The organism is Vibrio splendidus (assembly GCF_024347615.1).
GTDB lineage: Bacteria > Pseudomonadota > Gammaproteobacteria > Enterobacterales > Vibrionaceae > Vibrio > Vibrio splendidus.
On sequence record NZ_AP025508.1, the window covers coordinates 3,406,772 to 3,429,937 of the forward strand.

Consider the following 23,166-nt stretch of genomic DNA (forward strand, 5'->3'; position numbering starts at 1 on the left):
AGCCTAACTGTATGATAACCACCTACCGAAGTAGGTGGTTTAGTGGCTGGAAATTCAAGAGGGAAGGACAAGTAAGTCTAAAAAACAAATTCTTGCGTTATTACCCCTGATGAAAATTTATACTTAACGCCAGCCTTTAATATAACTTCATATGTTAAAGAATTGTCTTCAGATAGTTTTTCATATGATGAGTGCTCAAGCCTTACCATGTTTTTCGGTTAGTAATTCCAGTCACCCTCAACACTACTAAGGCTTTGTTTCCTAAATCAGGGAACTAATGCTTAAAGCTACGATCAGATCATCTAAGTTCACTCACATACTTAGAGCAATGCCAAAGCCTCGCTACAGAACAACTAACTGGAAACAATATAACCAAGCCCTAATCAATCGTGGTTCACTGACATTCTGGATTGATGAAGAAGCGATTCAAAAGTGGAAGCAACTCAAGCAAGGTAAACGAGGTCGACCTCGATTGTTTAGTGACTTAGCCATTACGACCGCCCTCATGGTTAAACGAGTATTCGCGATGCCGTTGAGAGCGTTACAAGGATTCATCGATTCTGTTTTCAAACTCGCTCAACTCCCGTTGTCATGTCCTCATTATTCATGCATCAGTAAACGAGCCAAAACGGTTAATGTGTCATTCAAGACAAAGACCCGAGGCGCAATACAGCATTTAGCCATTGATGCAACAGGGCTAAAGGTCTACGGTGAAGGTGAATGGAAAGTAAAAAAACATGGTACTGACGGGAAGCGTCAAGTTTGGCGTAAGCTCCATTTAGCCGTAGACACTGGCACTCATGAAATCATTGCGACTGAGTTAAGTTTATCGAATGTCACTGACGGTGAAGCTCTTCCTAATTTACTGAATCAAACTCGTCGTAGAATCAATGAGATATCTGGTGATGGAGCTTACGATACAAGACAATGCTACGAAGCCATACGTATTAAACAAGCTGTTCCACTTATTCCACCGAGAGAAGGTGCTACTTTTTTGGGTGCGAGGTCCCCCCCGTAATCTGGCGGTAGCTTACCAGAAATTATACGGCTCAAATAAACATTGGAAAAAGAAGTACGGTTACCATAAACGGTCACTTTCAGAGACGGCTATGTTCCGTGTAAAGACACTGTTTGGTGGGCGATTAAGTTTAAGAAACTATAATGCTCAGGTTGGTGAAACCTACGCCATGATTAAAGCGTTGAATAAGCTCACAGGGTTAGGTATGCCTAAAACGATAGAAATAGCCTAATAATTACCCATACTGGCCGTTTCTATCTGAGATCCAATTAGGAAACAAAGCCGCTTACACGTCATCAAACAAGCTTGCTCGGGTACAGTTAAAGACCGAGCAAAAAAAAGTAATGAAATAACGGCAATCCCTGAACTGATAAAGTTGCTCGATATCAAGGGGGCTCTGGTGACCATTAATGCAATGGCCTACCAAGCAAAGGTTACTAAAATCATTGTCGAGCAAGGTGACGATTACTTACTTGCGGTAAGGAGTAACCAAGGAAAACTCCGACAAGCGATAGAAAAAGCACTCTCCTCTCAGCGAGTAAACATAGCAGATGCTCCTTGTCTTGAACAAGGGCATGGACATATAGAGTCTCGTCAAGGCTATGTTTTTTTTACACGACAAACCTGAAGGTAACTTCTCTCGTTGGAAAGACTTGAAGAGTATTATAATGGTAGAAAGCTTCCGCCTTGAAAAAGGAAAAGCACTAGACCTAGAGTATCGCTATTACATCAGTTTTAAAGTACTAAGCGCAGAGCAAGCAGCGATGGCAGTTAGAGAGCATTGGTGGATAGAGTCCATGCACTGAGTGCTTGATGTCAGTATGAGTGAAGATGTGTTCCAGATATACAAAGATCATGGTCCAAAAAATTGTCTTGCTTACATCATATGAGCTTGAACATGATCCGAGAAAAGTCAACCAAGCTAAGCATTATTGGGAAGCAAAAGCGATGCATGATGAATACAGCCAGACTAGATACAGTATTAAGTGCTGGCTTTAGTCAGGTGGTGAAAAAACTAGGCATTCATACGGTAGCCCTGTATCTTCGACGTATCGAATAAATAATAATTTTCGAGCTCTCCAGCAAACATCTTCAAGTTAATTAGGTATAAATAACTTTCCACACACACATAAAGCACTAACTACCAAAGAAAGAAAGTAAAAACAATCAACCTAGCAAGCATCTTCAACATCTAATAGTTCAACCAGCTCAGGCTTGTGAAATAAGAACCCTTGAAAGAAATCTACTCCCATCTCCTTTAAAATTCCAATGTGAGAAGGTTCTTCTATCCCTTCAATAACCACTTTCACACCTATATTGTGGAAATAATCAATCAACCCTACCAAGTAACTCTGATTATTCTCCATATTTCCTAGGTAAAGATGACGACTTATTTTCACTATATGTGGTCTACACGACTCAACTCTCTCCAATGTCGAACCCTCATCACCAAAGTCATCGATCGCAATATTAAATTCACCATCAGACATAAATTCAACGCCCTGGGCTAACTTCTTATCATCTAAAGCATGAGCCTCCGTAACTTCAGCTATAACATCATCAGGAGAAAATCCATAAGCAGAAAGTAACCCTTTAAAAAGGTAAATGGTATATTTATCTTTGATGAGTCTATCGAAAAAGTCAGGAGGAAGATTAAGAAATAACTTCATATGAGGGGAGTAAAACTTACTCAATCGAAACGTCATCAGGTGACATCGATTGATCTCAAAAAGAATCCCTCGGAATTTTTCCAACTTATCCACCGCATTAAAGAAAATATCGGGACGAATAGCCTGCCCTGTATCTCTGCACTGAATACGTGATAACGCTTCATAACCAAACACTTCACCGTCGGAAGCAATAATGGCTTGAAAAGCACTGCGTATAATATAACTATCAAATTCAACTATGTAGGATAAGTCTTGAGTACTAAATTTAACCAAACCAAAAAAACCTGGTGAAAACATGCTCCATTGTCGCCTTAATGAGCAATAAAACTTGAAAATAAGAGGGAGAATTTCAACATGACAACCTAACCCTAATTATGTTTAGGTTATCCATCACTCGCATAGACTTATAGAAATTCATACGCATTCAATTATCCACCATTCACTACTAGGGTAAATCATATTTAAATCGGATCTCTTAGCAGAGTTATTTATTAGTTTAGTTACGTTCGACGAAAAACAGCATCATTTTCAAAGTTCCCATATCAACCAAGGGTTTCCACCTTAGCCCAGATTCCAATTCCCGATACCCAACTTCGGAAACTCTCAACTCATCGCGCTATAACTCATTCGTCCCACATAACCGCGACACCAAGCCAAGACGAATTCAGTTCACCACCAACTCCATGCCAAGATGGTTATTTTTTAGACAAAATAGGACGCCACGCTATAAGTAATTACTGTGTAGGTTTCGTGTCCGGTTAAGGAACCACCATTCGCTAACCTAACTTCTCGCCCAAATTCATACGTGATTCATGCTGTAATGGGTTCTAGCCTTGGTATTACCGAGTCTAATATGAATATCAACCCATGAACTTAGGGCTGGTTTCGAGAGTTTCAGTGGTGGTGATTGGAATTGATGGGGTTGAGAGGGATGATGGGGTTATGAGCATCTATCACTAATTGGAACTATCTAGTTATGTTTCTCGTACAGCTTAGCCTCAAAAGCATTAGCCTTAACCTCAATCTCGTTACGTTCTTGGTGCAGGAGAGCTAATTTAGCTTGGTCTGATTCTATTTTTATCTCAGCATTGAGTTTGTCTAGGTATTGGGCTAAGGATTAGATATTCTTCATCGGAATCATTTCTATATGACTTTGGTTGCTGAATGTAAGATAAAAAAATAGCACTACTCATGAACGAAGTAGTGCCTATGCAATAAATCGATAGGTATCTTTTACGCAAGAAAGGATTTAGATGTAAATAGGAGCATTTACATATTCTATTGAAACATGGTACGACTTGATAATTTGAATTTTTATTGTTTATTTTCAACAGCTTGTATTTTTAATTTATCCCAGAAATGAAAAAGCCACCTCCGAAGAGATGGCTATTCAAGTATATCGAAACAGCAAGTATTCAAATCCATTTGAAATGAACTATTCTCACAAAGCAGTCACGCACAGTAAGATAAACAACATGTTTCGTTGATTAATTTACATCACCCCAGTTAAGGCACAACGTTTGACTTATAGAAATTAAATACCAATTCAAAAAATCACATACCATTGGTCAATATCTTATCAATTAAGTGAAGCATAACCGGAAAACGGCCAAAATCCCTATTAGTAACTCTTATTTAGGGTTTGTGTCCGGTTCGCGGATGTGGGGATATTCACGATAGATTTACCCCCGGATGATGGTATAAAAAGCTTTAGTTAGTTAAAATTAATATATCTTTTCCATACCTATGCGTAGCTGTTATGAAAAAATATAAAGAAAATTCTACATCTGACGATACCAATCAAACTAGGTTAAAAGAATTAACTCGCTGGAGTAAGCATGCGAGGTCTAGAGAGCGCACCAATTACAATACAAGTAATGTCATCAACCATCAGCCCAAAATATCAAAAGAGCGCCTCAACCAAGCTCTCTTAGACTATACATCAGGCAATTTTCAATCTAAAGAAGAGGTAGCGATAAAGCACAAAATATCAACACAAACCTTAATTAAATATGCAAGACTGCGGGACGTTGTCAACGTATCCTTTATTTAAAAAGTAGCTGAGAGCGTTGAGGGGGACTATCTACACAAGATGCTTGTGACTTACCTTGAGAAGTATTTGAAAACGTTACAGTACAAAAAGTGAAAGGTAATGACATAGAAGTGTAACGAGCACTTGCTCGCTCTCGCTTCAAAATATGCAATTAAGTGATCTTTTATTGTACAAATTAGAGCGACTCTTTCTGTTAAACTGATTTTTTACCGAAAATAAACGCTCGCTATGAATCAAAACCTTCAACACTACTACATGCTTGAGAAGCTAGTAACGAACTCCTTAACCGCTTTGTACCTCGAAATTTCAACCCAGAAAGGTTATTGGACGGTCAAGAAAAGAAACGATTACTTAATCAAGTTCTTAAAATCTCGAAGCAAAATGCCCAAATTTACGGTATGTAAAAAAGACATCAAGGCAATGCTAGTGGTAGGCAGGAACGCTAAGGGGAATCTCGAAAAGAAGCTATGGGAACTGAATCAGATCAGCCTTAACTACAAAGCAAACCTAACTCAAGCTGACGAGCTCTACATACTGCTGACAGATTTGTTCGAACAATACCAGTTTCCATCCTTGCTTGAACAAGGCAGTAACCAAAGAGAAACCGATGTAATCTATATGAAAGAAAAAAGATTAAAGCAAGGGTTTGATGAAAACAATAAGCAAATTAAACCTTTAACGATAACCGTTAAAACAGCTAGATTAAAAGAGCTTATTGACGCTGTACAAGCTAAAGGAACATATCGTGTTGAGGTCGAAAGCGAGGATGAACAAGGTACAGTTCAATTACTAATACATAGAAGTAATCATTATTCACAAGACTAAATAATTTAAACATAATGAATCATATTTCATGTAGCCAGTTGAATCGAGGATAAACTATTTAAGGTTACCTGAAGAGGTTATTTATAAAATTCAATTCATCTTCTGACACCAATGCTTCCCCGGAACTTTTCTCATTTAACTTCAGCTCAATTTCGCGCTTTAGCACCACAAGCTCTTTATTCGACAAATTATCAAGGGCTTTCTTAACTGAATCAATCAACATTATTACACAGTATCCTTTGGTCTCTTCTTATATAAATTGAGCTAACAACGACCACCGCCTTACAGCACAGCGTTTACCTGTGAAGGGGTGTAATTATACTCTTAATATTTTCACAGCCACGTAAGGAAAAGGTTGAAAATAAAACCTTAAATTTCAAAACAAGTTGCATGAGCATAGGAGTGTAACGAGGTAAATGCGATTCGTAGTTATGGGGTAGGGTCTATAACTACTGTTGTTGGTGGGTTAAGAGCTAAATCTTAGAAACAGTCTTTAGCAATGTATATTGCTGTCGTTATTACAACAGTATCACTAGTCTAATCAAAACGGCTAAAGCATTGAAATATAACCAAAGAATGACAGCAATCGTTCCACTCACTGCTACCACCAGTTCTGAAATAGAAAGCCAGACCCCTTACGGAATCTGGCTCTGTAAGTGTTGCGCGATACTACGCTACTAGTTTTCCAGTATGTTCTCGGTTGTACTCTTCTAGCATGGAAACTGCTTCTTCAGCCTCGATAGGATGGAAAATCAATGTCATATTGACCATTGGGTACTTACGCACTAACCATGATATGAGTGGCAACATACGTGGCGTTACAGGCAGTTTAGATTCCAGTAGCTTACGTCCCTTCGAATTAGCCAAATCTTGTTTAGTGACACCTTCAATACCGTCAGCTTCAAACATAGCGACCATCTTATCGTAATGACCTCGTGGAGCGCGTTTTGGTGCTTCTGGTAGTCCCCATTTGCCCTGAGTGATAGCTCGTAACATCTGTACCTTGAATATCAACAATCACAGGTGTAACGACACTTCGGATAAGTTGAGCAGCCATAGAAGCTCTTACCTGAATTAACGCCCCTTTTAGCAACACGCATCACAAGCTTAGATTGGCAACTAGGACAAACTCTATGTTGAACAGCTGACACGGCCTCAGACTCAGGTATTACTGGTTTATCCAGAAAACTACGTCCAACTTCGACCATGTGGACCAGTTCACTACCGTTAACCAACCACAAGCGCTTATCGACAGCGAAGGCAATCGCTTCTGAAGTAAAGTCGCCTGATGTAACAATAATCATCTTACTGGCATTGTTAGCGACCATACTCTTAGAACTTGTACGCCTACTTTACGTGCCTTCCAGTGCTTACATTGTACAAGACTTAACTCCCCTTCTTTCGTCAGCCAAATATCAACACCACCATCGGGCTTCTGAGAGAAAGATTGTTTGACCTTATATCCTTGAAATTTAAAGTACTCACCAATGTAACTTTCAAACTCAATCCAACTTAAGTCATTCAACGGTGAAGTGTTCTTGCGAACTTTAATTTGAGAACTTGTCGTTAGATAACTTTGCTTTCTTTTGTACTGTTTAAAGAAAGCTATCGGCGCAGGGAGTAAAAATAGAAAGGTAAAATAGGGGGCCATCAAAGGAAGGTTGGGAGCCATAGCGTTAAAGATAAAATTATCACTGCTAGCTGCTAAGCTAGGTAATAGATATGAGAGCCCTAGGTATATAACACCAGCGAGCAACACACTAAGCCACCATGGAGCATCCATTAAGCGCCATATAATTCCATCTTTACGTCGTGCCATTTAACTCTCTACCAATAAGCATTTGAGTGCATTAAAACACAAATGATAGATAGTGAGAATAATAAATAGCTCCCGGCGCCCTGCACCAAATTAGTGCCACCTAACCCCCGAATTGGATTAGGCTGTTCATAACACGTTTACAAGGGCTCAAAGACGGATCAAGACATCTTATCCTGCTAGATGTGTTAGCAAAATCATCGCTAAAATGGACACCAAACCTAACAGATAATCTAATTAGGCTTCGTGTCCACTTACATGCAAACTCGCGTCTACTCTTTCGCTCTATCTTCAACGAACGCTTCATCCCACAAGCCGCCCCGTAACTCAACATCCTCTACATGACCAAACTTGTCAGCAAACAAAACCGTGGCATGTAACTCATGCTCTTGTCTTTTAGCTGAGATTTGTTGATCTGTTAGGTCTTTATATTGCTTTAAGCTCTTTTGTTCACGTGTCCACTTGTTATTCAGAGCCGTCGCCTTTTCCTCAATCCAGTTTTTTTTGCGCATTGCATCTTGTTCAATTGGCAATGCTTCCGTCACGACTTGATACCCCGCACCTATTAGATCTTTCTTCATGTGGTCTATATAGGTAAAAAGCTCCCCTAATGAAAGCCCCTTGGCTTCACACAAGGTATGAAGCTGCGCGATGTTAAATGCCGAACTACCACTTTCCAGACGAGAATAAAACGCACCTTTAACGCCAAGTAAATCGGCATATTCTGCTTGTTTGGTTTTAGTTTTAACTCTTTTCGTTAAACCCATACCCAACACAAAATCGCAGCCATACATTCTTAGATCTTTTACCGCTTCTGATATCAGCGTAAAGATACTTACTTTTCCTACGACCTTTGACTTCATACTTGCCTCTCTAACTCAGAATTGAAATTTTAACGCTGCGGGAATTTTTTTCAATTATTTATTGACATAACTGAGCTACAAGTCGTAATCTTTACCTGAAAAGCTTACCCTATAGTTATAATTTCAAGTAGAGAATAATATGAATGACATTCTAAAAACTATGGTTACGGATGAAGACAACTCTAACCAAGAGTACCTCTTGCACGGCAAACGCATAGCCTATGTTGCGGCTTGCTTAGCTTACAACCGTAAAGAATTACCACTGCATTGGGTTCGTTTGTTTACGGAAAATGAGGATCTCTCTTACGGTGATGGAGGGGGAACACCTATTGCCGTCATGACGGTACAACGCGTAGCAGAATATGAAAACAAAGGCGATGAACACATTGAATTCTATTTCAATGAAAAATTACATTTAGCCTCTAACACCATTAGCCGTGAAGGCGACGTGTTAACCATTGATACCGTTCATCAATTAGGTCACGCAAGAAAGATATTTACCTGCACACATGACTTAAGCACCACTCAAAGCATACCTAATTCAATTTATGAGGCAGTGGGCTACGCAAGTAAAGATCTGCCTTTTTACCACCCGCATGCCATCGAATTCTTTTGTGCCTCCACTTTTTCATTGGCCAGCGAATGCTTCGACTATGTTGATTTTGCTGATGGTCAGTCATTTTACTTTGATGCTGAACGTGCATTAACCAATGATTTCTCCCAATCAGATTCGTGGGAGCACCTGATTGATGCGCTAGAACCGATTGATACGCCTTAACGCCTTAACCACTCAAACAGAAAAAACTTCCTTTAAAAACTAGATAGAGAATAAGAAACATGACAACTGAACAAAAAACAATAAGCAATCATGGGCGCAACCAGAAAGGCACACATGAAGATATCTTTGGGCCTGATGCTGCTAACCTGCCCACATACGCTCAACCAGATTTCCTCTTTAACACCCGTTTGAACGAGGATGGATGTACGATCTCTTTCGTGATGAATACTTTTGAAAAAGTGTTCTTCCATTACCTAGACACACCTGAATTTAAAGGTTTTGCGCAATGCAATGGCTGCAAGGATTGCTCGCTATGCGAGGCAGGCATTAAGCTAGACCATCGCATTTTGACACCGGTGTATAACTTCTTCGAAGGACGCATGGAAGTTCTGGCTATTCCACCAGCAATGAAGCCAACATCTCTAGCTCCGCAGCTAAAGCCGTTATTTAGCAAGAGTGGCCTGATGATTAGCATCACGAAAAATGGCTACCAGTACGAAGTGACTTCAGCTGATATCATGGAAGGTATGGGCATCGACGGCGATAAGGTATTGGCATTTAAAAATGCCTACGACAATAACGAGTTTTCGCTAGCAGACATCTACGAAATAAAAAGCAACGAAGAGCTTGAAGACATTTCGCAAATTAAGACACGCCTATTCCTGAAGCGTGGCCGCGCAGCCTAATGACTGGTGACAACCAACTGATTGACGAGGCTGAGGGCCTCGTTAACTTCAGACTTAAAGAAAGCGCTGAGGTTATTCTTCAGCACTGCCTAGAGCACCAGAACGTTGTCGTTAACTGGCAAGTTGGTGTCGGTAAGTCCTATAACATGGATCAAGTGCTCGAAGCAGCCATTCGACAAGGCCAATACGATCTTGTGATTGTCATGGCTCCTACCCGTAAGATCATCGATGAGCGTAAGATCATCGATGAGCGTAAGTTCATCGTAAACCCTCCTAATGACATTGAAGTTATCAATATCCGCCCACGTCCAGTCAACCTGTGCGGCGAAGAACGCAACAAAGTATGGCAATCTTATGAAGCAAGGAATTTAAGTCACCTTGGTAAACGTCACTGCTGTGATTTGTGTCCTAAGCGCTCAGAGTGCTTCTGGCCTAGCCAATATGGGAAAGACCTGCAAGGTAAGCAGGTAGTGTTTGCAACCCAAACGCACCTTGAGCGAAACCCGTACTTCATTACTCATGTAAAACAGCAATCTAACGCTAGGAAAGTGCTGGTCATATTTGATGAAGCCAATGTCAGCCTAGCTAATTATAGCCGTACTCTTACCGTAAGCTCTATTCGCCAACTCATGGAAGCAACGAGTAAATCAGATGTATCAAGCAAGCATAAATCAGTTATTAGTCACTATTTAAGCTGTCTACTAGATGCACCTAGTGAAGATTTACAAGATAAAAACGCTTGGCACTTCCCTCGCCTAAGCACTAATGACATGACGCAGATCTTAACCATTGGCGACGAGATCTTTGGTGATTCATTCCACAACATCATTTACGACTTACAAGCTTTTGGCGATTCCAGTGCTGAATCTCGCGAGAAATTACCGAACGGTGATATCCGCTTTCCCGCATCTCCTTTGACCTCTACAAGTGATGTACTGCTCTACAGTGGTACCAGCCACCTATCCATTTTAAAGATGCGGTTAGGTATTGATTTCTACTCACCTTACGACAATTACGAGTTTAAAGGTGAAGGGACGACTTGGTTGAATCTTGCTTCCGCTACGGGTGCTAGTTCTAATTTCATTAAGAACGCACCACAAATCTTAGACGCATTCACGCAGCTAACAATACTACGCATACGTGAAGGTAAACGAATTCTACTTGTCTCGAAAAAATCTCATGTTGGCTACTGCGTGAAAGCAATGAACCAGATGTTAGTAGAACAAGGTGTAAACGATATCCGTGTAGTTCACGGTGAGCATTACGTGGAGAATCCCGATATAACATTGGTTCCTGTCATCCACTATGGCGTGATTGGTATTAACCAGTTTGAAGAGTTTGATTGTTGCTATTGCCTTAACAGCTACTACGTGAAGCAAGGAACGCTCAGTGATTCAATACAAGACCTTCGGGCTGATAGTGAGCGAATTGATGTAGCAATTACATACTCGAAAAAGCCACGTCGTCGCTATGGCGTCGTGGCTGATGATAAATACCGATTTACAGATGTAGCCGAGGTAGTGAACCCAATGCTACAAACCCTAGAAATGGGTTGTGTCATTCAAGCTGTGGGCCGTGTACGTCCATTCACTAAGACTCGTGAAGTTATTACCTTTCAGAGCAATGACCCTTTAGGTACGACTTACGACAAAGAGTTCTCGAACTTAGCAGAATTGCGCAAGCACTTCGGACTAGCGACCAAGCGTACACGTAGCAGTCATTCTACGGCTGATAATGTTAGAGCTCTCAGCGCCAAAAGCCTCAAACAAGCTGAAATAGCAGAGCAGTTGGGTATCAGTGTGCGCACTGTCCGCCGCCATCAATCCAATATGAAAGCCTGACTCCATTAACTATGGGGGAATAATTCCCCCCTCTTACGAGGATTATACAAGTGGACTTACTTCCAGGAATTGAGCAACACTTTGCACCAGCCAAGGAAAAGAAAACATCTATCTCTGTATTACCTAGAAACCCTAACTTTACCAGTGGGGGGACTACACATATCAATACACAGCAGGGAGTGGTTGACTTCATTGACCTAACGTTACAACTCCCTATCAGCCACATTGGTGTTGATTGCAAATATAGTTATAGTACTACTCATGTAACCTTACCCAATGGTTACGAAAAACATGATATTTCAGCGATTCATCCAACTAAGCTGTGCCTGTCACTTTGCACTAATGATATGGTATCGATAGAGCAGCATACATTCATCATTGATTTAGTATCAGGTATTGACGTCAGTCCACTACAAGCACTGTTTGACTTACCAGCAACCTTTGTTGCTTACGATGCTAACAAACTGGTGCATTGCCTCTGGGCTTTAGAGCTTAATGAACCATTCCGTATCTGGGACATACTGATTGCAGAGAAAGCTCGCTACCTTGGCCTGCATCAGTTCAATAAATGTGAAGAATTTGACAACTTAGTGGCCAAAATCGAGGCTAAAGATAGCTTTGCTGTGGAACGTGAGAATTTCTATGGCTTTAAAGCAACTCATTCCCGTTACTACCTAGAGTTCCCGTTGACTGGGTATACCGGAACGTTGTGCGAAGAAGTCGCTAAATTATACTTGTTACAAGTTCAAGCTGTTGTAATACAAGGTATCCATAACCACCTACTGGAAGTCGAAATGCCTTGGATTGTTACCAATGCAGCAATGGAGCGAAATGGCGTCCTTGTGTCTCGTGAGCAATGCATGAAAGTTCTAAACGGGACAAAGGCTAAACTTGCTCAGTGGAAGTCCGAACTTGAAGTCTATGGCTTAGCAAACCCTAGCAGCACTGATGAGAAGATCGCCTTCTTTAACGCTCTTGGCTTGCTACATCACTTTAAAGAAGGCAACGACTATAGCTTCGACCGTGAAATGCTAAGTGCTAACTACGACTTACATCCCGCCATCAAGTTGTTAGCAAAATACTCGAATATGGTTTCAATTTCTAAGGATGTAATATTAGAGCGAGGAATAATTGGCTCTGACGGTCGCATCCATCCAGTACACAAGCACCTAGATACCGTAACAGGCCGACAAGCAACAATGGCTCCTAACCTCCTAGGGTTACCTGCCGTTCTTCGCCCCATCGTTGTTGCACCTGAAGGCTATGGTATTGGCGAGGTTGATCTTGCTCAGATTGAGGTAGCGATAACGGCTGCTGTGTATAACGATAAAGACTTGATAAAGAAGTATAATGCAGGAGATTTATACACAGCATTAGCTCAAGAGTTCTATTTAGATGAACTACCGATGGAGTTCCAATCCTGTACACCTGACATATTCAAAGAACACCACAGCGATAAGCGTAACGTGATGAAAGAGTGTACTTTAGGACTCATTTATGGAATCACAGCCTACGGCTTATCTAAGAAACTCAAAGTTCACGAGGTTAAAGCCCAGCAGTTAATGGATAAGTTTCTCAATATGTTTCCTACCCTCGGTAAGTCTATGGATTTAGCACCACAATATGGTTTTATTCGTGGCTATGTGAGTACAGCAACGGGTCTACAACGGTTACGTCCCCAAGATACTGAACGTAACCGCAAAGAAAAGAATTGGATGGTCAACATGCCAGTGCAAGGCACTGCTGCAGCCTTGTTTAAAGTCTCGGGCAATCGTCTACATCAATTATATAAGCGCCATAATGCTAAGTTGATTGTCGCATTACATGATGCTTTTGTGTTTGAGGCCCCAGCAGAAGAATTAAAGGGAGTTGCGAGCCTGACGTCTCAGGTAATGATTCAGGTCATTCAGGAGCGCTACCCTCAACTAAACATCCGAACAGACATCAATACGTTACAACCTACATGTTGGAATAAAGATGGCAATGTAAACACCATTGAAGAGTGGCTACACAAGTGAAGACACTAGCTTATTTTTCCCCCAAAGTGCGTTGCGATCGATACCAGTACGGATTGTAGAGAGCATACTTTGAAATACTTGATATAATACCGGCAAAAAGAAAGACCTGACTCTATCACTTCCCAAGGCTAACGGTTCAAGAGTACCTATTCCCTTCTAGAAAATTTAGTAAACGTCACGGGTATATCTCAGGTGACACTCTGCATCATGCTCTAGCAAAGCTGTTTGGCAATCAGGGTTACATCAAAAAAACCAAGCGAGAACTGCCCAAAATAATCGGTAATAAAGAGATTGTTCACTTTATTATTCACGATTTAAGGAGGACTTGACATGTCGTAGCTTATTAGCAGAATTGAGAGTTCCCCTCATATTGCAGAGAAATGCCTAAACTACAAGCTTAGAGGGGTAGAAGCTGTTTATGACTATTTTGACGAGCGGAAAGAAGCGTTACGTAAACTAGCTCAGTTAGTTACGAGCATAACCTAATTTCTTAGTTTTATGCTCGATTTTGATAATACTGAGTCGTATAGTCACAAAGTTGACTATGAATACTTGGGGCAGACATATCAACTTCGGCTTTTATTGATGGCTCAGAACTTTGTGTTGAAGCTGCTATTTCCTGTGGTAAAAATCTTGATTTCCCTATATTTCCAATTTGAGCTTTCAAGAACTCCAATGTGACTACATCTGGGTTTTGTTGATGCAAGTGATGTAGGTAATTAAAAACTTTCTTTTGAAAGCTTGTATGGACCTCATCGGCAGCAGGCCAAGTGTCCCAATCTATAAGTTGAATACCACAAGAGAGAAAAACTTCAACAACAAACGTAGCGCATGTGAAACCAATAGTACTATCATATTGATCATTTAACTTTCCGGTTTCAGGATCTAAACAATAGACCGCATGATCTAAACCATAGCGAATTTGGCTGTCTTTATTCTCTTCGGCGATATGAAGAAGGTGAGCAAGTATCACTTGCTTTCGAAATGAATGGAAATCATCCCCTAAATCTAGCCATATATACTTGTCTGATGGCTGCTCTATCAATTCACCTTTATGTTCACCGACGTGCATGAGCATAACACCATCTTCACCATGAAATAATATGGCTATATGATTCTGTTCGCCAGGATATTGAGCCAAAGCTACACCTACCGCATCAACCTCAGAGAATGGGTTATCTTTTGGAGAATTTATTTGCATGTAAGTCTAAATCAAACCTTTAAGAATCTCATCGGCATCGAGCTCATGAATCGTTAACGATGCTTTTACTTTATCGACAGCTAAAGACCAACTGCTAAGCTTATTCCTTGCAGGGTAAGCAGCACTGATAAACGCAATCATAGCTGTAGGGCTCAATTTATTCACTTCCATCTCAAGAAGAATATCACTAACTGTCGAGTACTGTTTTTCGGAAAATAGTCGCTTAATCCCTGATATCAAAGGCAGTACTTCTTTAGCTGTATGTGCCGAGTTCCCAATATCATAAAAGTCTTTTAACCAAGGTAGCTTCTGTACAACAGAGTCATCTAATAGAACATTTGTCTTATTAAACTCAGCCCAAATCGTACTATCTTCATATTGATTTTGAATAGACGACGCAATATCTGGGGTAGTTTGAAAGCCAGATACCATAAATAGTGAAGCTGTAATTGCAGCAACAGCAACTTTACTCAGCGTATCACTATTCGATTCGTTCAGGTTTGAGGGCTTCGTATAGCTGCTCAGTAAGGCACCATTGGAAAAAGTCTCTAGCCTTGATGTTGGCTGCTGATAAGAATTTGCTTGCAGCGTCATAATCAAAAATCCCTTCGTTATAGTAATCGCTATCAATCATAAAGCACTGCTCTTGAGATTGAGCGTGATTAACAATTGTACAACTTACATTCATTTTTGCGTTTTTATCAATACTATCAAGTGCTATAGAAAAATTAGATTGAGCTCCTAAAATCTTACTCTTAGATAACTCTTGATCTTCAAATACTGATACCAGAGGAGCATTAAGCAGTTCATTCCATGAATGGCTTATATAGTCCTCACCGAGCAAACTTCTTTGAATAACATCTTTGTATCGCAGGCCAACGCGCTTAATAGGAAGCATCATACCAAGTTCAACTAGTGCGCTATGAAGGCAATCTATATAGCCAAAGAAAGCTTCTTTCGACTCATACTTAGTCGTAACAAAAGCAATAGAGTCAGTGTTAATTATGGCTCGAACTGTTTCATCAAGTGATGCAAATTCATACACAGGGTTCTCTATTTGAGTTACCGACTGAGTATCTGCATTCACATCCAAGCTAACATTTTTAGATCTCTTAAATAAAGGAAGTCTATCCTTTATTAAAGTATGTAGCTTAACGAGTCTATCAGCATCCTCGATTCCATCTACTTGAGATACAAAAACAAACTGGCATACGACTTCAACCAAGGGATCATTATGGAACCTTACCCGAGGCTTATCTTCAAAAGGCATTTGGCGATCAACTCTCTCAAATGGGACATGTAAATAGTGTTAGTATCTGAACATAATATACCACTGCGCCTAAAAAGTCCTTAGTAAATGGTTGATCTATGCGCAAAAATGATGTTTGAAACAGCTGCTGTCGTTTTTGATATCTCCTAGCTTTATTTTCAATAGAACTAACTCGATTAAAAATAGTCCTAACATCAACCCCAAGCTCTTTTGCTACTTCTATGTGTGAATTCTTTCTAAGTATCAAATCTAAAACTTCACGTTCCTTATCTGACAAGTTATTCAAAGACAACTGATTTTCAATCAATGCATCTTCAGGAGATTGTCTATTAATAGATTCAACTACTGCTTCCATTTCATCTAAGCTTTCAAACCTTACTCTCTTCCCGTTTGAACTGTTGACTCTGCTATCTCCAATTAACTTACCTACATCATTGTCATCGCTATATTCATGCTTTTACTTATCAGAGCTTTCCATACTTGAGCTAATTCGCTTTTGGCTATTTTAGCTCTGCCAGCAACTCATTTATGTCCAAAAACAATTCAGCATCCATAAAACAAGTAAAAAGCGGACTCGAAACCTTTAAATATATTACTTTAGGCCCAGTGTCCGCTTTTTACTCACATAGCGATACGCTCTTGATACACCATCTGTGGTTTTATCTCGCGCCAACCTTGTGGAACCAACGTTTGATATAAGTCTTGAATTGCTTGCGACCAAAGGAATCGTAACCACCTTTATTGGCTAGACCATTGCGGAAGCAAGACCAAAAATAGTTACGTAGGTAAGCGCTGCCTTTCATCGGCCATACTTTTTCTCGTATTGATAAATACTGTCTTCAAGCACAGTCAAATATGCACTCATATTGCCGTTCTTAAGTTCACTTGTGTTGTGCTCGATAATCTTACTGAAGTTTTCCATGACTTTATCCTACATGATTAATTTAAAGTAATCCCTGTACAGTGAGGTGCTATCGTACAGGGTTATTACTTTGTTAAGAGCCACGGACAAAACTTGAAATACGGTAAAAGGCTTTATCTGCCCGCACAGACAATGCCATTTTGCGATATGGTTTGTTCTTGTCGCTATCGAAAAAAAAAACAGGGAAACATGCGTCCCTGTTTTATTGTGTAACTAGTCCTCTAGTACCTCATCAATCAAAATTCCCGCTGAAAATCCACAAATTGTCCCTATTAACATCCCATACGGCCCACCAAATCGAAGTCCGATCGCGCCGCCAAGCTGGGCAGCTTTGAATCCTAACTCCTTCCTACTTTTAGATAGAGTCTCTGATCCTTTTTGTGGTTCAGAATAGTTGTCTTTATCCACGTACTGACTCCCTTCCTATAGATATGAAAAAGGCGACACCATTACTGATATCGCCTCTATGCTTCGCCTATTAAATAAAGCGTATATTTTTACACATATAACACCGAAACTTTTTCTTCTTTCGATATATAATACTTTCTAGCCAAGTTCTTTTCACTCGGTCTATAAGTTCTGTTTCGCCGCATTTTTTACATTCAATAAGACTCCCCTCCTAATTAAAAATAATCTAATCACATCTGTACAGTTTTGGTTGAATTTCCCAATTGAAAAATCAGAACCTTTCGTTGAAACGCTAGGCTTAAACCAACGTTGAGCTAAATTGACCAATACAACAAACCTTATTGTGCTTTACCTTTCGGGGTATCTGAGGCGCATTTCGCCGTATCCATTACTTTTCCATTCATGGTTCCACAGGCATCGGCATACCACTCAATGCGAGCTCCCGACAGAGTGTAAACTTGTTTCCCTGCTGTTCCATTCCAGGATTTTTCTATCTTCGAGATATCGCCCGGATTACCACTGAACGTACCACCTGCGAATGCCGGAGATGCGAATAGCGAAGTTAGACCTAGCAGGATGATTGATTTTTTCATTGTTGTTTTCCTTAAATACGTAATGACGCCGCTTATAAGAGACGGCGTTAACGTGATTGATGATTAGTTTAAAGAGGGTGAACGACAGGGTGTGTCGCTCAGATATAGAAATATTGAAATGATTGATGAATGCCTTGTAAGGCATACCTTGAGATAACTAATGAAAGCTATAGCAATATCAGTAACCTTATGAAAATCAGCTAGAAATAATCAGGTTCTTTCCGACCATGACACCACCTGACGAGTGACCTATCTACAATGCGTAGAATGAAAGAGCATGACAAACTAGCGAAACGACTTGGCATTATCCTTACCCGTTTGAATACAGGTGAGAAGTTGCATCTAGATGATTTAAGTCGTGAATTTGGGGTAGCAAGAAGGACGTTAAATCGTGACTTCAATGAACGGTTAAATTACCTACCTATACAACGTGACGGAGCTTGTTACTCGTTAGACCCTAAGTTCTTAGGCAGACAGACCAATAATGAGCTATCTCTCCTACTGTTAAACATGGGATTCGATACGTTGTTTTCGGGTAAGCACTATCTAAGTAATGGCGTATTAAACAACAAAACCACACCACCCTTTCTCTTCAAGAACCCACAAATCGAGGACATTAGTGAATGTGCTTCGGTGTTCGAGAAACTTATCGAATCGATACAACGACGAAACGTGATTAGCTTTAGCCATGAAGGAAAAACCTACGATGAGTTCCACAGCTACAAATTAGTAAATGACTCTGGCTACTGGTACATCGCTGGGACACAGAGAAACTGCCTAGAGCCTCTCAGAGTGGCTAAGATTCGTGAGTTAGTGCGTTACGAGGATAAATACTCTCCTGACCCTAGCGTTGAGCAGAAGCTAACTGGTTGTGGATATGAAGATGAACGACTCAATCCCGTTGAAGTCCTTATACAGATGAGCGCTAAAGTCGTGGAAGCTTTCTTAAATGAAGGTAATGCCGATGACTTCAGGGTGTTAAAAGAGTTAAGTTCAGGGCAAGTGCTTGTTAGTCACCAAACCAAGAACATTCCAGAGTTACTACGCCAACTTAAAACGTGGCTACCTCATGTGGAGGTGCTCTCACCTGATTGGATACGTTACTTGTTGAAGCAAGTGCTCCAAGTTTATATGGACTCAACCAAGTAGAAGGCACTGAGCTGATTGAAGTACGTCGCTGGGCTTGTTGATGGTTCGTTGAGATGAAATGCAACCACCAAGACATAATGTTGTTTCTGCTCTCTGTTGTAGTCGCTCCATGTCATAAAGATACCACTATACAGCGCTTTTTAAGCTTTCGATGTTAGATATGGGAACTGGGGTGTTTTACCAAACTTAAAACCGATACCAGTTAAGGGAAGGCTCAAAACGATGCTGTTTTTCAGCGAACGGTGACTAACTAATAAATAACTGCACTTTGAGCAGGTTGAATATATAGGGGTATTACTATGAGAACTGATGCTAGAACTCTGCTTCAAATCACTGAATCCAGTCCATATCTGTTTATCGTCGATATCACCAATGTTGCTGTGGTGGTTATCTTGAGCCAGATAACTTGGTTATTTTAATGAGAATGTTTTAATGGATTGAACTTGTCATTGAGCTTAGATGTGACAAGTTCCTATTCCAATCAATGCTTGTCTCTGGCTATGTGGACTTACTACACGAGGTAGGTATAGCTTGTATATTTTGGGTTAAATGGAGAACAATGCTTAAACTCGAAAATGTTATAATGCAGTAAGCTAAAAGCTCTAGGCCCTCTTCCGAAATATTTTTCACATCACGAATATAATGTTCCCCCATCACACCCTGCCAAAAACTCCCCATCCCCCAAAGTCGAGAGAATACGAGCAAAAGCATCAACCCGATAATTAACACATTCATGTGCGGGGAAGCTAATATTAATGCCAACTGTTCAAGAGTTCGTCGCCCATTCTGAATAGCATACAAGATAGCACAACAGGCGAGCCCCATCGCAGGATAAACCCACGCACCATGGGTTAACTTATCAAACCAAAAATCCATCTCTCGAATAAATAGAACACCAAAAAATGCACAAATTAACACTGATGCATGTTTAATATCACACCTCTCCTTGGCTAAATAAGCAAAAGATAATGACGTTACAAGTAATAAGATTTGCTGTAGCGTTTCAGTAACCGACATTTCACCAACCCCCCCCCCCCCCAAAGCGACAAAATCAAATCTAACCACCAAGTTAACAACAAGACTGATAATTAAGGTACATAAAGTCGTTTTACTTCGTTTAAGGAACACTTTATTTATTGAGTCTTCTATATTAAATTCCGTTTGACTAAGTGAAACTTTATACCTTTTAACGGTATTTTTCATTACCTTTCATTTCCAATGAGAAAACCTTGAATCATACCAACATGAACAAACCAAAAGCTGAAAAGTGCAAGAAAATATTCAACAAGAAACAAATGCAGGTTATTGCGATAAAGCCCCCAAAAGTAAAATAAATATACGCCATAGCTAAACCTAAACATTCGCTCCCATTGCTTCCAGATAGCAATGGGAGCCTTTAATAACAAAACACCAGACAATCTCATCCTTACCCACCTTGAATAGATCTCAACATTTTTCAACTAAGAACACACCCTTGTCGTAAAAGTAAAGTTACACTTGCAACGTGATGGTTACATTTACAATGCGACAGTTACAGTGAGAGGATGTATGTTAAAGAAGTGGACTGACTTACGACTAAATAGTCCCTGTCTAAGCTTGTGTTTGGAGGCTGTAATTTTAGTCGCTGCCATTCTATCTGTTTTGGTTCCTTTCTTAATGGAAAGCATCCATCTCATACTGTTATCAACCTTGTGGTTAGCCGTTTTCTCGTCATTAATTTTCATGTTAACTCTGAGCGACACTCTCCTACTAAATCGTATTAAACTGTAAAGGTAGGACACGCTCATAGCCCCTCCAACACGGCGCAACGGATGTACAATCCTTGAGTTATGTTTATAAATTAAGTGCTAATACCCCATCACACATTCACCCATATGAATTGATGAACAGGACAAAACCACGGAGCATTTTTCCTTTACTCGCTCCGGTCACGTTCCTGTCCATCACAACACTAATAAGCGCTATGCCTCTTCAGCCATTACCTTAATCTCATCGAAGCAGTCCATCGATAGTTACGACAGAAAATTACTATCTCTAATTAAATCACTGAATCCAGTCCATATCTGTTTATCGTCGATATCACCAATGTGGCAGTGGTGGTTATCTTAAGCCAGATAACTTGGTTGTTTTAGTGAGAGTGGTTTTAATGGATTGAACTTGTCATTGAGCTTATAAATGACAAGTTCAATCAAAATTGTAAGACGCACCATTACTTTAATATTTTTTGATACGTTGCAATGATTTCTTCTGTTGTGAAATTAGCCTCATTTCGAGACAGCATAATCCCAGGATGAGCAAATAAGCTAACCAGCGCTACTCGGTAAAGCTCATAGTTTTCTTTTTCAATATCTTCGCAGAGTCTAAAGTAAGAATAGATAACTTCATTGAGATCATTCTTAACGTCTTCATTCTTAGAGAGTAGGTCGTGAATTGAAAGTGCGTACATATGGTGTTCGATAAAAATCGACGAATAAACCAGCACTAGCTTTTTAAAGTTTAAGTCCTTGATAAGAAGACACCTTTCACTTATTACATATGCGTAAGACTCTAGTAAAAGCTGCTCTTTATTCTCATAATAGTAATAAAGTAGTGATGCGGGAACCTTAGCTGACTTAGCAATCGCCGTAACCCTAACATCGTTATAGTGATACTTGGAAAAGTATACTAACGAACTCTCCATAATTCTTTTTTTCTTGATGCTTTCTTTAACTTTCATATTTCTCACCTCAATCGCATAACACAACTGTAACAGTTTGAATTATCAGTTGCATTATTCAAAAGATGCGAAAGTAGCTCCCTAAAAATAGCATTCTTATTGTTTATATAAATAAGCACGAATTTGAAATTAACTTCCATCAAGAACAATAAAATGTATAATTTAATGTAAAAATAAATAGATATAATTAAAGATATTAAAATAAAATAATTACAAACCCATACAAAATAATCACACAAGACCGAGATTTTATACAAGGCGTGGCTGCAATATCTTCGTCCAAATGTTACTCACGCCCCATTTAACCGTGAATTCCGAAAACTCACATTCATCGCACTCGTAGTGAAACACCCATTTTGACCTTGTTTCTAATGCCAAAAGTGAAAGTATCCAAGTTTTCACTCCGAGCTGTAAACATCGAATTAAGGTGCGCTCTTGGCGCTGTAATTAGAACGGATGACTATGGAAAATCTCCGGGGAAGTTGTTCTCAATACCTCTATACGTTACGCGCCATAGCTAAACCTAAACACTCACTCCCATTGCTTCCAGATAGCAATGGGAGCCTTTAATAACAAAACACCAGTGAGAACCAAGCAAACTCGTTAAAATTAGAACTCCCTTCCTTGGTGTTTCCACCGTCCATTGCAGTCCAGCGACTTAACCCTCTCTGAATCCCGACAGCAACGTTTAAGTAATCCGTTGTAGAACGTTACCCCAATGAAAAAGGCTTCCCATCACACCATGAGTTACATGGAGCAATAGGAAGCCTTGATTTCACTAGGGTGTGAGAGGCGGATTTTATGGTGCATACATGGTGCTTTCAACTTGATTGGTTAGTGATGGACTAATCCACCGTGACTTTTATCTCATCAAAGCAGTCCATTCCGATGTAGCTTAGAAAGTTGGTTTCCCACATCGAATAGAACTCAGCGACACTGGATTCAGTAATGGAAACTTCACCCATGTATCGGATGTAAGCCACCCCATGACCAAAATCAAAGTCGATTTCTTTCTCTAGTTCAGGCATCAATCCACAGTAACTAAAGTCAGTGATGTAATCAAAAAACCATTGGTCATTAAGCCTAGTGATACGAATCTCGACAGGGTGATAGCCACCATTTTCTGGGCTGTAAGATTTCTGACGGAAAGAAAAGACGATCGATTGGATCATAGGTGTCCATTTGCCTGATTCGCTGATCACTCGGTTTAAAGTATCTTGAAGATCGACACTGACAGGTAAAGTCAGCTTATTCTTTGAAAAGCATAGTTTCATAATAAATTCTCTTTTAGTTTGCTAAGGAAGCACTCTTGTTAAATGCTCGGTATGAAAAGCCAGAG

Annotated in this window: 22 protein-coding genes and 3 pseudogenes; 9 read left to right on the forward strand and 16 right to left on the reverse strand. The window is 40.1% G+C overall.

Annotated features, from left to right (window positions below):
- Positions 1-328 precede the first annotated feature (328 nt).
- Together OCU90_RS15180 and OCU90_RS15185 are read left to right on the forward strand one after the other, a co-directional pair.
- Positions 329-1,250: pseudogene (locus OCU90_RS15180) on the forward strand (IS5 family transposase).
- Positions 1,251-1,299: 49 nt separating this feature from the next.
- Positions 1,300-2,078: pseudogene (locus tag OCU90_RS15185) on the forward strand (ISAs1 family transposase); the annotation flags it as partial.
- Positions 2,079-2,190: 112 nt separating this feature from the next.
- Here the strand turns inward: OCU90_RS15185 and OCU90_RS15190 are convergent.
- The gene (locus tag OCU90_RS15190) at positions 2,191-2,985 is read right to left on the reverse strand and encodes an EAL domain-containing protein (RefSeq protein ID WP_061023454.1); all 795 of its coding nucleotides are present in this window, start codon (positions 2,983-2,985) and stop codon (positions 2,191-2,193) included.
- Between the two features lie 1,462 nt (positions 2,986-4,447).
- On the opposite strand from OCU90_RS15190, the gene OCU90_RS15195 reads away from it, so the two are divergent.
- Together OCU90_RS15195 and OCU90_RS15200 are read left to right on the forward strand one after the other, a co-directional pair.
- Positions 4,448-4,741, forward strand: coding sequence for a hypothetical protein (locus OCU90_RS15195; protein ID WP_099426165.1), 294 nt, complete (start codon positions 4,448-4,450; stop codon positions 4,739-4,741).
- Positions 4,742-4,969: 228 nt separating this feature from the next.
- A complete protein-coding gene (locus OCU90_RS15200; RefSeq protein WP_061023456.1) occupies positions 4,970-5,566 on the forward strand; it encodes a DUF2913 family protein in 597 nt (198 codons plus the stop codon).
- A 64-nt stretch (positions 5,567-5,630) separates the two neighbouring features.
- Here the strand turns inward: OCU90_RS15200 and OCU90_RS15205 are convergent, their stop codons facing one another.
- The 4 genes and pseudogenes from OCU90_RS15205 to OCU90_RS15220 all read right to left on the reverse strand — a co-directional run bounded on the left by OCU90_RS15205 (position 5,631) and on the right by OCU90_RS15220 (position 8,245).
- Positions 5,631-5,789 carry a hypothetical protein gene (locus OCU90_RS15205; RefSeq protein WP_155647279.1) on the reverse strand — a complete coding sequence of 53 codons (159 nt, stop codon included), beginning with the start codon at positions 5,787-5,789 and terminating at the stop codon, positions 5,631-5,633.
- 446 nt (positions 5,790-6,235) lie between these two features.
- A complete protein-coding gene (locus OCU90_RS15210) occupies positions 6,236-6,562 on the reverse strand; it encodes a hypothetical protein (protein ID WP_061023457.1) in 327 nt (108 codons plus the stop codon).
- A gap of 14 nt (positions 6,563-6,576) precedes the next feature.
- A pseudogene (locus OCU90_RS15215) lies at positions 6,577-7,385 on the reverse strand (restriction endonuclease).
- A gap of 269 nt (positions 7,386-7,654) precedes the next feature.
- Positions 7,655-8,245 (reverse strand): helix-turn-helix domain-containing protein, encoded by a 591-nt coding sequence (locus OCU90_RS15220; protein ID WP_061023459.1) that lies wholly within the window; start codon positions 8,243-8,245, stop codon positions 7,655-7,657.
- 139 nt (positions 8,246-8,384) lie between these two features.
- Between OCU90_RS15220 and OCU90_RS15225 the strand changes: the two genes are divergently transcribed.
- Genes OCU90_RS15225 through OCU90_RS15240 form a run of 4 tightly spaced genes read left to right on the forward strand, consistent with a single transcriptional unit; the run spans position 8,385 to position 13,568 of the window.
- The gene (locus OCU90_RS15225) at positions 8,385-9,023 is read left to right on the forward strand and encodes a hypothetical protein (RefSeq protein WP_061023461.1); all 639 of its coding nucleotides are present in this window, start codon (positions 8,385-8,387) and stop codon (positions 9,021-9,023) included.
- Between the two features lie 59 nt (positions 9,024-9,082).
- Positions 9,083-9,709: a hypothetical protein gene (locus tag OCU90_RS15230; RefSeq protein ID WP_061023463.1), complete on the forward strand. Its 627-nt coding sequence runs from the start codon at positions 9,083-9,085 to the stop codon at positions 9,707-9,709.
- Positions 9,709-11,550: a helix-turn-helix transcriptional regulator gene (locus tag OCU90_RS15235; RefSeq protein WP_061023465.1), complete on the forward strand. Its 1,842-nt coding sequence runs from the start codon at positions 9,709-9,711 to the stop codon at positions 11,548-11,550. The genes OCU90_RS15230 and OCU90_RS15235 overlap by 1 nt, the downstream gene beginning before the upstream one ends.
- A 50-nt stretch (positions 11,551-11,600) precedes the next feature.
- A complete protein-coding gene (locus OCU90_RS15240) occupies positions 11,601-13,568 on the forward strand; it encodes a DNA polymerase (protein ID WP_061023467.1) in 1,968 nt (655 codons plus the stop codon).
- Positions 13,569-14,064: 496 nt separating this feature from the next.
- On the opposite strand, the gene OCU90_RS15245 is transcribed toward OCU90_RS15240, so the two are convergent.
- The 8 genes from OCU90_RS15245 to OCU90_RS15280 form a co-directional block, all read right to left on the reverse strand.
- Positions 14,065-14,769, reverse strand: a complete 705-nt coding sequence (locus OCU90_RS15245) for a hypothetical protein (RefSeq protein ID WP_061023470.1) — start codon at positions 14,767-14,769, stop codon at positions 14,065-14,067.
- Between the two features lie 6 nt (positions 14,770-14,775).
- The gene (locus OCU90_RS15250; protein ID WP_143700566.1) at positions 14,776-15,363 is read right to left on the reverse strand and encodes a hypothetical protein; all 588 of its coding nucleotides are present in this window, start codon (positions 15,361-15,363) and stop codon (positions 14,776-14,778) included.
- Positions 15,251-16,039 (reverse strand): TIGR04255 family protein, encoded by a 789-nt coding sequence (locus OCU90_RS15255; RefSeq protein WP_061023474.1) that lies wholly within the window; start codon positions 16,037-16,039, stop codon positions 15,251-15,253. The genes OCU90_RS15250 and OCU90_RS15255 overlap by 113 nt, the downstream gene beginning before the upstream one ends.
- Positions 16,040-16,055: 16 nt before the next feature.
- Positions 16,056-16,394 carry a hypothetical protein gene (locus OCU90_RS15260; protein WP_061023476.1) on the reverse strand — a complete coding sequence of 113 codons (339 nt, stop codon included), beginning with the start codon at positions 16,392-16,394 and terminating at the stop codon, positions 16,056-16,058.
- Positions 16,395-16,698: 304 nt separating this feature from the next.
- The gene (locus OCU90_RS15265; protein WP_240513404.1) at positions 16,699-16,842 is read right to left on the reverse strand and encodes a hypothetical protein; all 144 of its coding nucleotides are present in this window, start codon (positions 16,840-16,842) and stop codon (positions 16,699-16,701) included.
- Complete coding sequence (locus OCU90_RS15270; RefSeq protein WP_261809211.1) at positions 16,839-16,961, reverse strand: hypothetical protein; 123 nt, start codon at positions 16,959-16,961, stop codon at positions 16,839-16,841. The genes OCU90_RS15265 and OCU90_RS15270 overlap by 4 nt, the downstream gene beginning before the upstream one ends.
- A gap of 213 nt (positions 16,962-17,174) precedes the next feature.
- Entirely contained in the window at positions 17,175-17,369 is a 195-nt protein-coding gene (locus OCU90_RS15275; RefSeq protein ID WP_010434944.1) for a hypothetical protein, read from the reverse strand.
- Positions 17,370-17,707: 338 nt separating this feature from the next.
- Positions 17,708-17,962: a hypothetical protein gene (locus OCU90_RS15280; RefSeq protein WP_061023478.1), complete on the reverse strand. Its 255-nt coding sequence runs from the start codon at positions 17,960-17,962 to the stop codon at positions 17,708-17,710.
- Positions 17,963-18,229: 267 nt separating this feature from the next.
- On the opposite strand from OCU90_RS15280, the gene OCU90_RS15285 reads away from it, so the two are divergent.
- The gene (locus OCU90_RS15285; RefSeq protein ID WP_061023480.1) at positions 18,230-19,111 is read left to right on the forward strand and encodes a helix-turn-helix transcriptional regulator; all 882 of its coding nucleotides are present in this window, start codon (positions 18,230-18,232) and stop codon (positions 19,109-19,111) included.
- A gap of 498 nt (positions 19,112-19,609) precedes the next feature.
- Here the strand turns inward: OCU90_RS15285 and OCU90_RS15290 are convergent, their stop codons facing one another.
- The 3 genes from OCU90_RS15290 to OCU90_RS15300 all read right to left on the reverse strand — a co-directional run bounded on the left by OCU90_RS15290 (position 19,610) and on the right by OCU90_RS15300 (position 23,101).
- Complete coding sequence (locus OCU90_RS15290) at positions 19,610-20,314, reverse strand: hypothetical protein (RefSeq protein ID WP_061023482.1); 705 nt, start codon at positions 20,312-20,314, stop codon at positions 19,610-19,612.
- Between the two features lie 1,006 nt (positions 20,315-21,320).
- A complete protein-coding gene (locus OCU90_RS15295; protein WP_061023488.1) occupies positions 21,321-21,827 on the reverse strand; it encodes a TetR/AcrR family transcriptional regulator in 507 nt (168 codons plus the stop codon).
- Between the two features lie 845 nt (positions 21,828-22,672).
- Complete coding sequence (locus OCU90_RS15300; RefSeq protein ID WP_061023490.1) at positions 22,673-23,101, reverse strand: DUF2787 family protein; 429 nt, start codon at positions 23,099-23,101, stop codon at positions 22,673-22,675.
- Positions 23,102-23,166: the final 65 nt, after the last annotated feature.